This window comes from Pseudomonas maumuensis, assembly GCF_019139675.1.
Classification (GTDB): domain Bacteria; phylum Pseudomonadota; class Gammaproteobacteria; order Pseudomonadales; family Pseudomonadaceae; genus Aquipseudomonas; species Aquipseudomonas maumuensis.
Window position 1 is genome coordinate 3,378,679 of record NZ_CP077077.1, and the last position, 14,411, is coordinate 3,393,089.

General features: G+C 64.8%; 13 protein-coding genes. 9 read left to right on the forward strand and 4 right to left on the reverse strand.

The window, feature by feature from the left end:
- The 3 genes from KSS90_RS15035 to KSS90_RS15045 all read right to left on the reverse strand — a co-directional run bounded on the left by KSS90_RS15035 (window position 1) and on the right by KSS90_RS15045 (window position 2,060).
- Window positions 1-261: a DUF1652 domain-containing protein gene (locus KSS90_RS15035; protein ID WP_217866199.1), complete on the reverse strand. Its 261-nt coding sequence runs from the start codon at window positions 259-261 to the stop codon at window positions 1-3.
- A 208-nt stretch (window positions 262-469) separates the two neighbouring features.
- Window positions 470-1,375 (reverse strand): LysR family transcriptional regulator, encoded by a 906-nt coding sequence (locus KSS90_RS15040; RefSeq protein ID WP_217866200.1) that lies wholly within the window; start codon window positions 1,373-1,375, stop codon window positions 470-472.
- A 142-nt stretch (window positions 1,376-1,517) separates the two neighbouring features.
- Window positions 1,518-2,060, reverse strand: a complete 543-nt coding sequence (locus KSS90_RS15045; RefSeq protein ID WP_217866201.1) for an RrF2 family transcriptional regulator — start codon at window positions 2,058-2,060, stop codon at window positions 1,518-1,520.
- Window positions 2,061-2,328: 268 nt separating this feature from the next.
- Between KSS90_RS15045 and KSS90_RS15050 the strand changes: the two genes are divergently transcribed.
- From KSS90_RS15050 to KSS90_RS15060, 3 genes are all read left to right on the forward strand, one after another.
- The gene (locus tag KSS90_RS15050) at window positions 2,329-3,531 is read left to right on the forward strand and encodes an NAD(P)/FAD-dependent oxidoreductase (protein WP_217866202.1); all 1,203 of its coding nucleotides are present in this window, start codon (window positions 2,329-2,331) and stop codon (window positions 3,529-3,531) included.
- Between the two features lie 293 nt (window positions 3,532-3,824).
- Window positions 3,825-5,408 (forward strand): methyl-accepting chemotaxis protein, encoded by a 1,584-nt coding sequence (locus tag KSS90_RS15055; protein ID WP_437180035.1) that lies wholly within the window; start codon window positions 3,825-3,827, stop codon window positions 5,406-5,408.
- Between the two features lie 217 nt (window positions 5,409-5,625).
- Window positions 5,626-7,233: a methyl-accepting chemotaxis protein gene (locus KSS90_RS15060; RefSeq protein ID WP_437180094.1), complete on the forward strand. Its 1,608-nt coding sequence runs from the start codon at window positions 5,626-5,628 to the stop codon at window positions 7,231-7,233.
- 51 nt (window positions 7,234-7,284) lie between these two features.
- On the opposite strand, the gene KSS90_RS15065 is transcribed toward KSS90_RS15060, so the two are convergent.
- Window positions 7,285-8,688 carry a purine-cytosine permease family protein gene (locus KSS90_RS15065; protein WP_217866205.1) on the reverse strand — a complete coding sequence of 468 codons (1,404 nt, stop codon included), beginning with the start codon at window positions 8,686-8,688 and terminating at the stop codon, window positions 7,285-7,287.
- A gap of 315 nt (window positions 8,689-9,003) precedes the next feature.
- Here KSS90_RS15065 and KSS90_RS15070 point away from each other — a divergent pair, with 315 nt between their 5' ends.
- From KSS90_RS15070 to KSS90_RS15095, 6 genes are all read left to right on the forward strand, one after another.
- Window positions 9,004-9,489: a flavin reductase family protein gene (locus tag KSS90_RS15070; RefSeq protein WP_023630914.1), complete on the forward strand. Its 486-nt coding sequence runs from the start codon at window positions 9,004-9,006 to the stop codon at window positions 9,487-9,489.
- A gap of 72 nt (window positions 9,490-9,561) precedes the next feature.
- Entirely contained in the window at window positions 9,562-10,605 is a 1,044-nt protein-coding gene (locus KSS90_RS15075) for an LLM class flavin-dependent oxidoreductase (protein WP_217866206.1), read from the forward strand.
- A gap of 293 nt (window positions 10,606-10,898) precedes the next feature.
- Entirely contained in the window at window positions 10,899-11,495 is a 597-nt protein-coding gene (locus tag KSS90_RS15080) for an amino acid synthesis family protein (protein WP_023632164.1), read from the forward strand.
- A 68-nt stretch (window positions 11,496-11,563) separates the two neighbouring features.
- Window positions 11,564-12,397 carry an alpha/beta fold hydrolase gene (locus KSS90_RS15085; RefSeq protein WP_217866207.1) on the forward strand — a complete coding sequence of 278 codons (834 nt, stop codon included), beginning with the start codon at window positions 11,564-11,566 and terminating at the stop codon, window positions 12,395-12,397.
- On the forward strand, window positions 12,394-13,875 hold the full coding sequence (locus KSS90_RS15090; protein WP_217866208.1) for an aldehyde dehydrogenase: 1,482 nt from the start codon (window positions 12,394-12,396) through the stop codon (window positions 13,873-13,875). Before KSS90_RS15085 ends, KSS90_RS15090 begins: the two co-directional genes overlap by 4 nt.
- A gap of 12 nt (window positions 13,876-13,887) precedes the next feature.
- Window positions 13,888-14,373 carry a flavin reductase family protein gene (locus KSS90_RS15095; RefSeq protein ID WP_038706316.1) on the forward strand — a complete coding sequence of 162 codons (486 nt, stop codon included), beginning with the start codon at window positions 13,888-13,890 and terminating at the stop codon, window positions 14,371-14,373.
- Window positions 14,374-14,411 lie beyond the last annotated feature (38 nt).

Sequence of the window (14,411 nt, forward strand, 5' to 3'; positions counted from 1 at the left end):
TCAGGCAATCGCTTTGCGGGCCCCCGGCGGGGCATCACGTTGTGCCTTGACCCGACTTACAAGGCCCAGCAGGTCGTGGCAGGTATTGAGGCTGGCAATCGGCACGCCCGTCACGGTTAGGCAATCGTCCAGGCTCGAACCCTGGCCCAGGCGAATGGTGAGGTGCTCGCCGTCTGCACAACTCACCTCGCAGCGGTCGGGCAGGCAGGCCTGTTCGATCATCTGCCGCATCTCAAGCATCGAAACGCCAATCAACGACATGGTACGACCCTCTCTTGAACTGGATGGCCTGTTGGGTGTGGTACGCCCTCGACGGGCAGGATGCCAATTGAGAATGCCCATGAGGGGGCGCAGGTCCATTCGCCCCGGCGATGACAACGGCTCGATGCCTCTAGCACCTTAGTGGAAGAAACCGCTGGCCGGGCAACGTTCGGTCGTCTTTGCCAGATGGGCGACGGGCGGTCAGCACCTACATCCGTGCCAGTTCCTCACGGCAGAATTCCACGAACAGCTGCGCCGGCTTGGTCAGTTGCACACGCTTGAGGTGCGCCGCCGCCAACCCCGACAGCGTCACTGGCTCGGCAATCGCCAGCGTCACCAGGCGCTGCCCGTCATAGGTAAATTCCGAATGCGGCCGGGTGACCAGCAGCGAGAAACCGAAGCCCTGCCCCACCATGCCCCGGACCATCTCGATTGACGGGGAGCTGAAGACGATGTTCGGCGTCAGCCCCAGTTCATTGAACAGGCTGACGAAGTAGGTGCGGCTGGGGGCCACGTCGAGCAGGATCATCGGCTCGGGGCACAGGTCACGCAGCGACACCTGGGCTTGGCCGGCGAAACGGTGCTTTTCCGGCAGCAGCACGTAGGGCTTCTGTGGCGGCATCAGCGGTTGGGTCTCGATGGTGCCGTCCAGGTCGTGATCGTAGAGAAACGCCAGGTCGAAGGTACCCGCCGTCAGGCCCTGGATCAGGTCCTGTTGCTCGCCGTCGCGCAGGCGGATGTCCACTCCAGGATAGCGCTCACGAAAACCCGCGATCAGCCGTGGCAGGTACAGCGGCGCCACGGTCTCGAAACAGCCGATGTCGATCTGCCCGGCCACCGTGTCGTTGTCGGCCAGGGCGTTCTGCTCGAACTCATGGGCCATCTGCAGCAGGGCCCGGGTCTTGGCGTAGAAGCGCTTGCCGCTGGGCGTCAGCGACACGCCCTGGGCGTGATGGCGAATGAACAGCTGCACGCCGAAGCTCTCTTCCAGGCTCTTGATCGCCGTGGAGATCGACGGCTGGGCGATGTACAACTGGCGCGAGGCTTCGGCGACGCTGCCGGCCTCCACGGTGGTGACGAAGTACTTAAGTTGGCGCAAGGTGTAGGAAGCCACGCTGACCTCTCTGGCGCCGTGGGCGGCGCGCGGGATTTTCCTGTCAGCTTACCTCGGCTCGAGGCGCGCAGGCGGATCACCCAGGCAAGGATTTACCTGGGGGTTGAGCAGCATTTTCCGTGGTGGCCCGGGCAATGCCCGGTCAGACCGTCTGCAACGGAATATCGCCAGCGCTGCCTTTGCCGTCGCGTCGCTCGCTCATCCAGTCATTGACCTTCTGCCCGAACTCTGCCGGCGCCTTGCGCCCGAACCGCCGCGCCAGGTCGAGGATGGTCTGTTGGGCCAGCGCCTCCTCCATGCGCTTCTGCGCCCCCAGCATCACCGCGTGGATCGCGCAGGTACCCTCGGTCGCCCAGCCCGGCGCCGAACCCTCGAACACCGCGCAGCGCTCGCGGATTTCCCGGCAATCGAAGAGCTTCTTCGGTCCGTCGATGGCCGTGACGATATCCAGCACGGTGATTTCGTCCGACGGCCGCGCCAGGCGAAAACCGCCGCGCACGCCTTCGGTCGCGGCCACCAGCCCGGCCCGGGCGAGCTTGGTGAAAACCTTGGCCAGGTATTCCTGGGGCACTCCCTGCAGCTCGGCCAGGTCGCGCACGCTGGACTCGCGGCTATCGCCACGCTCGTCCACCAGGAACAGCAGGCAGTGGATGCCGTACTCGACGCCGGCACTATAGAGGGACATATGAATCTCCGACTTACTTTGTCGCAAATAGTACGCCCCTCAGTGCTGGCAAGCAAAGCAGGACGTAGCCGTCCGTCGACGGACGGGCCGATCAAGACTCCGCTTAACGCCAATGAACACGCGGCATTCGAGGGTTTTATGGCGATTAGCGAGTAGCCCAGTGTGGAAAAAACACTTGCCGAATTAAACTACGACCAATAAAGTCGTAGTTATTCGACAGGCAGTACATGCTTCGTCGAAGCCCTTTCCTACCTTGCGGAGCACCTTCATGACCTCTCGTATCCTGATCATCGGTGCCGGCTTTGCCGGTGTCTGGAGCGCCCTGAGCGCCGCCCGCCTGCTCGACCAGGCCCAGCGCGGCGACGTGCGTATCAGTGTGCTGGCCCCGCAGCCGCAACTGCGTATCCGCCCACGCTTCTACGAGGCCGACGTGCAGAGCTTGCAGGCGCCGTTGGAGGCGCTGTTCGATGTGGTGGGCGTGGAGTTCATCCATGGCAGCGCCGACACCATCGACAGCGAAGCCCGCCAGGTCGGCTATCGCGATGCCGACGGCCGCCAGCACCAGCTCGGCTACGACCGCCTGATCCTCGCCGCCGGCAGCCAGGTGGCCCGCCCCGCCGTGCCAGGCCTGGCCGAACATACCTTCGATGTCGACCAGATGGAGTCGGCCACTCGCCTGGAACAGCACCTGCACAGCCTGGCCAGCCTGCCCGCCTCCCCGGCGCGCAACACCGTGGTGGTGTGCGGCGGTGGCTTCACCGGTATCGAAACGGCCACCGAGCTGCCACCCCGACTGCGCGCCATCCTCGGCGAAGGCCAGGCCCGAGTGGTGCTGATCGACCGTGGTGCCAGCATCGGCGCCGCCCTCGGTGCCGGGATCACTCCGGCCATCGTCAGCGCCAGCGAGCAGGCTGGGGTGCAATGGCTGACCGGCACTTCGGTGGTGGCGGTGGATGCGGGCGGCGTGACCCTGGACAACGGCGAATACATCGCCAGCAAGACCGTGATCTGGACCGTGGGGGTCAAGGCCAGCCCTTTGACCGCGCAGGTCGCAGGCGAGCGTGACGGCTTGGGCCGCCTGAAAGTCGACGGACACCTGAAAGTGCTTGGCCAAGACTGCATCTACGCCACCGGCGACGTTGCCTACGCCGCTGTCGACGACCACGGCAACCACGCGCTGATGACCTGCCAGCACGCCATTCCCATGGGCCGCCATTCGGGCAACAACGCCATGGCCGACCTGCTGGGTATGGAGCCGGTGGTCTATCGCCAGCCCAAATACGTCACCTGCCTGGACCTGGGAGATTGGGGCGCGGCCTACAGCGAAGGCTGGGAACGCGAACTGCACCTGCAAGGGCAGGAAGGCAAGAACCTCAAGCGCCAGATCAACACAGTGTGGATCTACCCCCCGGCAGCTGATCGCGCCCAGGCGCTGGCGGCTGCCGACCCGTCCATCCCGATCGTCGCATGATCATAAAAAGGGCCGCTACGCGGCCCTTCTTGCGACGAAATAAAGACCGACAGTCAACAAGTGACGACATACCTGGGGAATCGAACTTTCATTGAACGGCTGGTCAATAATAGTGGCACTGTGGCATCATTCAGAAAAAACAACATGAACCGTGAGGATATAACCCCTTTCGCAGTGCATCGAGAGCCCTACCAGCCGAGCCCGGTCCGTCCGCGCTCTTGACGCCTGCAGCCACCGTCAAGGAGCGTCGCATGCAGTTACGGAACGTTAAGATCGGCATTCGGGCAGCAGGAATGTTCACCCTGCTCGGTATTCTGGTCCTGGCCATGGGCCTGGTCGCCCTCTACGAAACCCGCAGGATGGACAGCGCCACCGACGAAATCCGCATCACCTGGATGCCCGCGGTACTGGCCCTGGGCGAGGTCAGCAGTAACCTGGGGCGAGCCCGTGCCCTGACCCTGCGCAGTGTTCTGGAGGACAGCAGCAACGCTCGCCACGCCACCCTGGACAAGATCGTCCAGGTCAACCAGCAGCTCGAAAGCGACCTCAAGGCCTACGAGCGCACCATCATCGAAGCCGACGACCGCGCCCTGTTCGATGCCTTCATAGGCCTGAGCGAGCGTTATCACGGCCTGCAGAAAGCCATCCGCAGCGCCGCCGGCAACGACCAGCTGGACGAGGCCCGCCGCCTGGTCAACGGCCCGCTCGCCGAGTACGCCGACAGCATGATGAAGGCCTTGGCCGAGCTGATCGCCTACAACACCCAAGGTGCCGAGCAAGCCTCCCGGCGCAGCAGCGCGGCATCGGACGAAGCCTTCACCCTGATCATTGCCGCCCTCGCCACGATCCTGCTGGCGCTGGTCGGCATCGCCACCCTTCTCACCCGCAGCATCGTCGTCCCGCTGGCCGACGCCGTCGCCGTGGCCGAGCGCGTCGCCACCGGCGACCTGACGCGCGAGATCAGCGTGCTTGGCCGCGACGAGCCGGCCTTGCTGCTGCGCGCCCTAAGCCGCATGCAGCACAGCCTGCGCGACACCCTGCGGCGGATCGCCGCCTCCTCCGACCAGTTGGCATCTGCCTCCGAGGAGCTGCACACGGTCACCGAGGACACCAGCCGCGGCCTGCACCAGCAGAGCGCCGAGATCGACCAGGCCGCCACCGCGGTCAACCAGATGACCGCCGCCGTCGAGGAAGTGGCCAGCAACGCCGTGAGCACCGCCGATGCCTCCCAGGGCGCCGACCGCACCACTCGCGATGGCCGCGACCAGGTCAACCAGGCGCTCGCCTCGATCCAGCACCTGGTCGATGACGTGACCGGCACCTCCGAGGAAATCGAACAGTTGGCCAGCCACGCCAACCAGATCAGCCAGGTGCTCGACGTGATCGGCTCGATCGCCGGGCAGACCAACCTGCTGGCCCTCAACGCCGCCATCGAGGCCGCCCGTGCCGGCGAGGCGGGCCGTGGTTTTGCCGTGGTCGCCGACGAAGTGCGCGCCCTGGCCCACCGTACCCAGCAGTCTACGGCAGAGATCGAGCAGATGATCGGCGGCATCCAGACCGGCACCGAGCGCGCGGTCAACGCCATGCACAGCAGTCAAGGCCGCGCCGGCGGCACCCTGGAAGTGGCGCAATCGGCCGGCCAGGCCCTGGAGCTGATCGCCGAGGCGATCGCCACGATCAACCAGCGCAACCTGGTGATCGCCACGGCCTCTGAGCAGCAGGCCCAGGTGGCGCGGGAAGTGGACCGCAACCTGGTGAATATCCGCGACCTGGCGATGCAGACCTCGGCAGGCGCCAACCAGACCAGCGCGGCGGCCCAGGACCTGTCGCGCCTGGCGGTTGAGCTGAATGGGATGGTGGCGCAGTTCAAAGTCTGAGTTGCCAGGAACGCTATCGCGGGGCGACCCCATCCCTACTCATCAGCGGTAAGGTTGCTGTAGGAGCAGGCTTGCCCCGCGCTCGCATTTCGGCCCTGATGAATAGGAAAAACCGCTGTAGCGCGTCGGACCTAGCTACTACTTCCTCTCTATCTCCCGGCCCATGCTCTTGACGTTTGCATTCACACGTCAAGGAACACCCATGCTGTTGAGAAACATGAAGATCGGCAAACGGGCGACCAGCCTGTTCACCCTCCTGGCGGCCCTGGTCCTGGCCATGGGCCTGGTGGCCCTGTACGAAACCCGGCAGATGAACGATGCCACCGACGAAATCCGCGGTAATTGGCTGCCAGCGGTGATCGCCCTCAACGAAATCACCGGCACGCTTGCCCAGGAACGCGCAGCGACATTACGTGCGGCGTTGGAGCAGGACAGTGACGACAATGCCAGCATCAGCTTGCTCAACAGCATCGAAGAAGCGGTGCAGCAGGACCTGAAGGACTACGAAAAGACCATTGCCGAGGCCCAGGACCGCAGCCTGTTCAGTGCTTTCGCGGCGGCGCGCCAACAATACACCCAGCAGCAACACGAGGTGCTGCAGCACATCAGCGCCGGGCGCATGACAGAAGCCAGGCGCCTGATCAATGGCCCTCTGATCCAACGCGCCGACCGCATGATGGACACGCTGGCGACACTGGTGGCCTACAACTACAAGGGGGCGCAAACCGCCTCGCAGCGCAGCGACGCGGTCAGCGACCAGGCGTTCATGGTGATCATCACCGCACTGGTACTGATCGTATTGGCGCTGGTGTGCATCGCCACCTTGTTCACGCGGAGCATCGTCGCGCCGCTGACCGAGGCCGTCGCGGTGGCCGAACGCGTCGCCACCGGCGACCTCACCCGCGAGATCGCCGTGGTCGGCCTCGATGAACCGGCGTTGCTCCTGCACGCCCTGCGCCGCATGCAGCTGAGCCTGCGCGACACCATCGGCAAGATCGCCACGTCGTCCGACCGTCTGGCTTCGGCCTCGGAGGAGTTGCATGCCGTCACTGAGGACACCAGCCGCGGCCTGCAGCAGCAGAGCACGGAAATCGACCAGGCCGCTACGGCGGTCAACCAGATGACCAGTGCCGTCGAGGAAGTCGCGAGCAACGCCGTGAGCACTGCCGAGGCTTCCCAGGGCGCCGACCAGACCACCCGCGACGGCCGCGATCAGGTCAATCAGGCACTCGCTTCGATCCAGCACCTGGTCGACGACGTCACCGGGACCGCTGGGGAAATCGAACAGCTGGCGGCCAGCGCCAACGAGATCACGCGGGTGCTGGATGTGATCGGCGCGATCGCCGGCCAGACCAACCTGCTGGCACTCAATGCCGCCATCGAAGCGGCCCGCGCCGGAGAAGCGGGCCGTGGCTTTGCCGTGGTCGCCGACGAAGTGCGCGCCCTGGCCCACCGTACCCAGCAATCCACCGCGGAGATCGAGCAGATGATCGGCGGTATCCAGAACGGCACCGAACGGGCAGTCAGCGCTATGCACAACAGCCAGGGCCACGCCAGTGGCACCCTGGAGGTGGCGCAATCGGCCGGCCAGGCCCTGGAACTGATCGCCCGCACCATCGCCTCGATCAACCAGCGCAATCTGGTGATCGCCAGCGCCACCGAGCAGCAGGCGCAGGTGGCGCGGGAAGTGGACCGTAACCTGGTGAACATCCGCGCCCTGGCGGTGCAGACGACCACCGGGGCCAACCAAACCAGCGCATCGGCCCAGGACCTGTCGCAACTTGCGCTGGAGCTCAATGGGCTGATAGCGCAATTCAAGGTTTGAACGGCCCGAACACCATCGCGGTATACGCCCGCGATGGTGTTGAAGTGAATCTCAGGACCTGATGCCAAACACCCGCCCCGCCTTTTCCGGCTGGGCCCGTGTCGCCAGGCAGTAATACAGCGGCACCGTCACCAGCAACCCGAACAGCCACGACAGATCGGCCCCTTCGACGATATTCGAGTACGGCCCGACATACAGCGACGTATTGGCGAACGGCAACTGCACCAGGATGCCGCAGGCGTAGGCGATGATCGCGTGGTGGTTGAAGCGCCCGTAGATGCCACCGTCGGCGCGGAAGATCGAGGCGATGTCGTACTCGCCGCGCTTGATCAGGTAGAAGTCCACCAGGTTGATCGACGCCCACGGCACCAGCACCAGCAACAGCGCCAGGATCAGCCCGATGAACTGGCCGATGAAGTCCGCCGAAGCGTTCAACGCCACCAGGGCGCAGCCCACCAGGATCACTCCCGCCAACACCACGCGCAGCCTGATGCTCGGCGTCCAGTGGGCGGCAAAGGTCTGGATCGCGGTGACGATCGACAGCACCGCGCCATACAGGTTGAGCGCGTTGTGGCTGATGATGTTGAGCAGGAACAGCACCATCAGCACCGGGCCCAGCCAACCGGTGGCCTGCTTGACCGCCACCATGGCATCGGTGCCTTCAGGCACGCACAGCACCGCCACCGCACCGAAGCTGAAGCACAGGATGGTGCCCAGGGTGGCCCCGAGGTAGGTGGCCCAGAACGGCTTGGCGATGCCGACTTCACGGGGCAGGTAGCGCGAGTAGTCCGAGGTGTAGGGCGAGAAGCTGATCTGCCAGATGATGCCCAGCGATATCGTGGCGACGAAGCCGGACAAGTTGAACGCACCGCGGCTGAAGAAATCGCCCGGCAGTTCCTGGGCGAACATCATGATGAAGCCGGCCAGCAGCGCCGAGCCCATCACCCAGGTGCCGACGCGGTTCAGCGTGTGGATGAAGCGGTAGCCGATCACCCCGATGGCGGTGGCGCTCAGGGCGCCGATGACGATGGCGCCGGGCATCGGCACGCCGGGGGCGATGCCGTGGATCGACTTGCCGGCCAGGACGATGTTGGAAATGAAGAAACCGACGTAGATCAATGCGGTGAAGAACACGATCAGCAGCGCGCCATAGCGGCCGAACTGGCCGCGGCTCTGCACCATCTGCGGAATGCCCAGCTGCGGCCCCTGCGCCGAGGCCAGGGCGATCACCACCCCGCCCAGCAGATGCCCCAGCACGATGGCCAACAGCCCCCACAGCAAGTTCAGATGGAACACCTGGACCACCATGGCACCGGTGACGATCGGCAGCGGCGCGATGTTGGTGCTGAACCACAGGGTGAAAAGGTCGCGCGCCTTCCCATGGCGCTCGGACGGTGGCACGTAATCGACCGTGTGTTGCTCGACGAGATGGTGTTGCGACGACGGTTGGGACATAGGATTCAGCTCGAAAGGTCGTTTTTATCGTTGTATGGAAACCGCTCGGGGCGGCCTCTCAGCTGAAGACCATATTATGGTATTCCAACAGTTTGACAACACTGAACCGCTCATTTTCAGCGCACCTGATCCGCTCCATGCGCCATCGCGCAGCACAAATGATTACACCAAGGCCAGTGATTACGGGGCTTGCACCGTTTATCGCGAAATCCAGGCCACGGAAAATTCCGCTTGCAATGTAGGTATTACGGTATACCATCAGACACATCAACGATAAAAACCGCGGACCACCGCAGCCTTTCAGAGGTACACGAGATGATCGACGCAACCGTCTACAAGCACGTCCTGGGCTCCTTCCCCTCCGGCGTGACCGTCATCACCACTTTGGACGACGACGGCTCGATCGTCGGCCTCACCGCCAGCGCCTTCTCCTCCCTGTCGATGGACCCGCCGCTGGTGCTGTTTTGCCCCAACTACAGCTCCGACTCCTACCCTGTACTGATGAAGAACAAGCGCTTCGCCATTCACCTGCTCTCCGGTGAACAGCAGGCCGAGGCGTATGCGTTCGCGAAAAAAGGCAAGGACAAGGCCGTCGGCATCGAGTGGACCCTGAGCGAACTGGGCAACCCGATCCTGGCCGGCGCCACCGCCGTGATCGAATGCGAACTGTGGCGTGAATATGAAGGCGGCGACCACGCCATCATGGTCGGCAAGGTACACAACCTGATCGTCCCGCAGGAGGCGCCCCGCCCGATGGTCTATTGCCGCGGCAAGATGGCCAGCCTGCCGGCCTTCGCCTGAACCCTGACGACCGATTCCACTTAGAGCGCCTGCCCCGGCGGGCGACAACAACAAAGCTCCGAGGAAAGCCCCATGAAATTTTCGCTGTTCGTGCACATGGAACGTTGGGATGAGCAGGTCAGCCACCGCCAGCTGTTCGAAGACCTCACCGAATTGACCCTGATGGCCGAAGACGGCGGTTTCAGCACCGTGTGGATCGGCGAACACCACGCCATGGAGTACACCATCTCGCCGAGCCCGATGCCGCTGCTGGCCTACCTCGCAGCGCGCACCGAGAAAATCCGCCTGGGCGCCGGCACCATCATCGCGCCCTTCTGGAATCCGATCCGCGTGGCGGGCGAATGCGCCCTGCTCGACGTCATCAGCAATGGCCGCATGGAAGTGGGCCTGGCCCGTGGCGCCTACCAGTTCGAATTCGACCGCATGGCCGGCGGCATGCCGGCCACCGATGGCGGCAAGGCCCTGCGCGAGATGGTCCCGGCGGTGCGCAAGCTGTGGCAAGGCGACTATGCCCACGAAGGCGAGATCTACAACTTCCCCACCTCCACCAGCGTGCCCAAGCCGGTACAGCAGGGCATGCCGCCGATGTGGATCGCCGCCCGCGACCCGGACTCGCACAACTTCGCCGTGGCCAACGGCTGCAACGTCATGGTCACCCCGCTGATGAAGGGCGACGAAGAGGTGCTGGACCTGAAGAACAAGTTCCAGGCCGCCCTGGACAACAACCCCGACGTGCCGCGCCCGCAGCTGATGGTGCTGCGCCACACCCACGTGCATAGCCCGGCCGAGCCGGACGGTTGGAAAGTCGGCGCCCAGGCCATTTCACGCTTCTACCGCACCTTCGATGCCTGGTTCGGCAACAAGACCGTGCCGGCGAACGGTTTCCTCGAACCGAGCCCGGAGTCGAAGTTCGCCGAGGTGCCGGCCTTCGCGCTGGAGAATATCCGCAAGAACACCATGATCGGCACCCCTGAAGAAATCATTGCGCGCATCAAGTACTACCAGGAGCTCGGCGTCGACGAGTTCAGCTTCTGGTGCGACAACAGCCTGCCCCATGCCGAGAAACGCAAGTCGCTGGAACTGTTCATCAAGGAAGTGGTGCCGGCGTTCGCCTGAATTCCCTTTGCCTGAATGATTGCGGGAACCAGCCCGCTCGCGTGGGCCCCCGTGGCCGGCGCGAGCGGGCTTTTTTTGCGGGTCGCCTTGAAATGTTCGTCGGAGCAGGTTCTGCGCCTGTGAGATCGAGCGCCGCCCGCGCGGCGCGCGATAGATGCATCGCCTCCAAACCCAAGCCAGGCACACAGCCTTTCGTCCTCCGTTGAGAGAAATTTTCGACCGTCTCTTGCACATCAAATATTATGGTATACCATCAGACAACAAGAGCTGATAACCCTAACCAGGAGCCCCCCATGAGTTTCGAAATCCGCAAGATCGTCACCTACTCCGAAGAGACCCGCATCGAAGGCGGCAAGGCCACCGACAAGCCGGTGACCATGGTCGGCCTGGCCGTGGTGATCAAGAACCCATGGGCTGGTCGCGGCTTCGTCGAAGACCTCAAGCCGGAGATCCGCGCCAACTGCTCCGCACTGGGTGCGCTGATGGTCGAGCGCCTGACCGCCGCCATCGGCGGAGCCGACAAGATCGAGGCCTACGGCAAGGCCGCCGTGGTCGGCGCCGACGGCGAGATCGAGCACGCCTCGGCGGTGATCCACACCCTGCGCTTCGGCAATCACTACCGCGAAGCCGTGCAGGCCAAGAGCTACCTGAGCTTCACCAACAAGCGCGGCGGCCCCGGCACCTCGATCCAGATCCCGATGATGCAGAAGGACGACGAAGGTCTGCGCTCGCACTACATCACCCTGGAAATGCAGATCGAAGATGCCCCGCGTGCCGACGAGATCGTCGTGGTGCTGGGCGCCGCCGACGGTGGCCGCCTGCACCCACGCATCGGCAATCGCTACATCGACCTGGAAGAACTGGCTGCCGAAAAGGCCAACGCTCAATAACAACAACCAAGACGGGCCGGGGCGTGGCGTGCATACCCGCCGCGCCCGACCTTCAAGGAGCGCCCTCCATGATTCAGCCTGTCGCTGAACGTACACCGGCCGGGACCAGTTACCTGGACCTGGGCCAGGGCCAGCCCGTGGTACTGATCCACGGCGTGGGCCTGAACAAGGAAATGTGGGGCGGGCAGATCGTCGGCCTGGCCAACGACTACCGCGTCATCGCCTACGACATGCTCGGCCATGGCCAGAGCCGCGTGCCCAGCGCCGATACGCCGCTGGAGGGCTATGCCGAGCAGCTCGCCGAACTGCTCGACCACCTGCAGGTCGCCCAGGCCTGCGTGATCGGTTTTTCCATGGGCGGCCTGGTGGCCCGCGCCTTCGCCCTCAACTACCCGCAACGCCTGGCCGCGCTGGTGGTACTCAACAGCGTTTTCAACCGTACCCCCGAGCAGAGCGCCGGGGTGATCGCACGCGCCGCGCAAGCCTTCGAACAAGGCCCCGACGCCAACGTCGATGCCGCCCTCGAGCGCTGGTTCAGCCGCGAGTACAAGGCCGCCAACCCGGCCCAAGTCGCCGCCATCCGCCAGATCCTGGCGAGCAACGACCCGCAGGGCTACCACACCACCTACTCGCTGTTCGCCACCCAGGACATGTACCGCGAAACCGACCTGGGCAGTATCCAGGTGCCGACACTGGTGGCCACCGGCGAACTCGATGCCGGTTCCACCCCGGCCATGGCCCGTCAGCTGGCCACGCGTATTCCCGGCGCCCAGTGCGTGGTCCTTGCCGAGCAACGGCATATGATGCCGGTGGAAGCACCGCGCGAAGTCAACAAGATGCTGCTGGACTTCCTCAGGCAGGCCCGCACCCTCACCGAATCCGCCAAGGGGATAGTCGCATGACCCTCGTTCGTTTCCAGATGTGCATCGACGGCCAATGGCGCGATGCCCAGAGCGGCAAGACCTTCGACAGCCTCGACCCGGCCACCGCCAAGGCCTGGGCGCAGCTGCCCGATGCCGGCGAAGCCGATGTCGAGCTTGCCGTGCAGGCCGCCCAGCGCGCCTTCGAAGGCAAGGCCTGGCGCGGCCTCACTGCCACCGCCCGGGGCAAGCTGCTGCGCCGTCTCGGCGACCTGATTGCCGAGAACAAAGAACACCTGGCCCAACTGGAAAGCCGCGACAACGGCAAGCTGATCCGCGAAACCCGCGGCCAGGTCGGCTACCTGCCGGAGTTCTTCCACTACACCGCGGGCCTGGCCGACAAACTCGAAGGCGGCACCCTGCCGCTGGACAAGCCCGACCTCTTTGCCTACACCGTGCATGAGCCGATCGGCGTGGTCGCCGGGATCATCCCGTGGAACAGCCCGCTGTACCTCACCGCGATCAAGCTGGCCCCGGCCCTGGCCGCCGGCAACACCATCGTGCTCAAACCCTCGGAACACGCCTCCGCCACTCTCCTCGAGCTGGCCCGCCTGGCCCTGGAAGCCGGCTTCCCGGCGGGCGTGGTCAACGTGGTCACCGGCTACGGTCCAAGCACTGGAGCGGCGCTGACCCGCCACCCGCTGGTGCGCAAGATCGCCTTCACCGGCGGCGCCGCCACCGCCCGCCACGTGGTGCGCAGCAGCGCCGAGAACTTCGCCAAGCTGTCGCTGGAGCTGGGCGGCAAGTCGCCGAACATCATCTTCGCCGACGCCGACCTGGACAGCGCCATCAACGGCGCCGTGGCCGGCATCTATGCCGCCTCCGGGCAAAGCTGCGTGGCCGGTTCGCGCCTGCTGGTGCAGGACGAGATCTTCGACGAGTTCGTCGAACGCCTGATCGCCCGCGCCAAAGGCATCCGCATCGGCAACCCGCAGGACGACCGCAGCGAGATGGGGCCGATCGCCACCGCCCAGCAACTGGCGGTGATCGAAGGCCTGGTGGCCGCGGCCAAGGCCGAGGGCGCCACCCTGCGCATGGGTGGCAAGCGCGCCGAGGTCGAAGGTGATGGCTGGTTCTACGAGCCGACCCTGTTCGAGTGCGACAGCAACTCGATGACCATCATGCAGGAAGAGGTGTTCGGCCCGGTCGCCGCGGTGATCCGCTTCAAGACCGAGGAACAGGCCCTGGCGATGGCCAACGACTCGCAGTTCGGCCTGGCCGCCGGTATCTGGACCCGCGACCTGGGCCGCGCCCACCGCCTGGCCCGTGACGTGCGCTCGGGGATCATCTGGGTCAACACCTACCGCGCCGTATCGGCCATGGCCCCCATCGGCGGTTTCAAGAACAGTGGCTATGGCCGCGAGAGCGGCATCGACTCGGTGCTGGCCTACACCGAGCTGAAGACGGTGTGGATCAACCTGTCCACCGCGCCCATGCCCGACCCCTTCGTGATGCGCTAGGAGAACGCCACCATGATCGAACCTGGCATCTACAAAGACGTGATGGGCTCGTTCCCGTCCGGCGTCACCGTGGTCACCACCCTGGACGCCGACGGCGGCATCGTCGGCATCACCGCCAGCGCGTTCAGCGCGCTGTCGATCGAGCCGGCGCTGGTGCTGTTCTGCCCCAACTACGCCTCCGACACCTACCCGATCCTGCGTGACAGCAAGCAGTTCGCCATCCATCTGCTGTCCGCCGACCAGACCGCCGAGGCCTATGCCTTCGCCGGCAAGGGCAAGGACAAGGCCAAGGGCATCGACTGGCAGTTGAGCGAGCTGGGCAACCCGCTGCTGACCAAGGCCACGGCGATCATCGAGTGCGAATTGTGGCGCGAGTACGACGGCGGCGACCACGCGATCATCGTCGGCCAGGTGAAGAACCTGGTGCTGCCCGAGCAACCGGTCACCCCGATGGTCTATCACAAGGGCAAGCTCGGCGCGCTGCCGCCGCTGGGCTGACATCCCGGGAGCGCGGCGCGCCCCTATCGCTGGCAAGT

Bases quoted from the DNA above. Each gene is read 5' to 3' on its own strand.
- KSS90_RS15035 (WP_217866199.1), bottom strand. From the start codon at position 261: ATGTCGTTGATTGGCGTTTCGATGCTTGAGATGCGGCAGATGATCGAA.
- KSS90_RS15045 (WP_217866201.1), bottom strand. From the start codon at position 2,060: ATGTCCCTCTATAGTGCCGGCGTCGAGTACGGCATCCACTGCCTGCTG.
- KSS90_RS15050 (WP_217866202.1), top strand. From the start codon at position 2,329: ATGACCTCTCGTATCCTGATCATCGGTGCCGGCTTTGCCGGTGTCTGG.
- KSS90_RS15055 (WP_437180035.1), top strand. From the start codon at position 3,825: ATGTTCACCCTGCTCGGTATTCTGGTCCTGGCCATGGGCCTGGTCGCC.
- KSS90_RS15060 (WP_437180094.1), top strand. From the start codon at position 5,626: ATGAAGATCGGCAAACGGGCGACCAGCCTGTTCACCCTCCTGGCGGCC.
- KSS90_RS15065 (WP_217866205.1), bottom strand. From the start codon at position 8,688: ATGTCCCAACCGTCGTCGCAACACCATCTCGTCGAGCAACACACGGTC.
- KSS90_RS15070 (WP_023630914.1), top strand. From the start codon at position 9,004: ATGATCGACGCAACCGTCTACAAGCACGTCCTGGGCTCCTTCCCCTCC.
- KSS90_RS15075 (WP_217866206.1), top strand. From the start codon at position 9,562: ATGAAATTTTCGCTGTTCGTGCACATGGAACGTTGGGATGAGCAGGTC.
- KSS90_RS15080 (WP_023632164.1), top strand. From the start codon at position 10,899: ATGAGTTTCGAAATCCGCAAGATCGTCACCTACTCCGAAGAGACCCGC.
- KSS90_RS15085 (WP_217866207.1), top strand. From the start codon at position 11,564: ATGATTCAGCCTGTCGCTGAACGTACACCGGCCGGGACCAGTTACCTG.
- KSS90_RS15090 (WP_217866208.1), top strand. From the start codon at position 12,394: ATGACCCTCGTTCGTTTCCAGATGTGCATCGACGGCCAATGGCGCGAT.
- KSS90_RS15095 (WP_038706316.1), top strand. From the start codon at position 13,888: ATGATCGAACCTGGCATCTACAAAGACGTGATGGGCTCGTTCCCGTCC.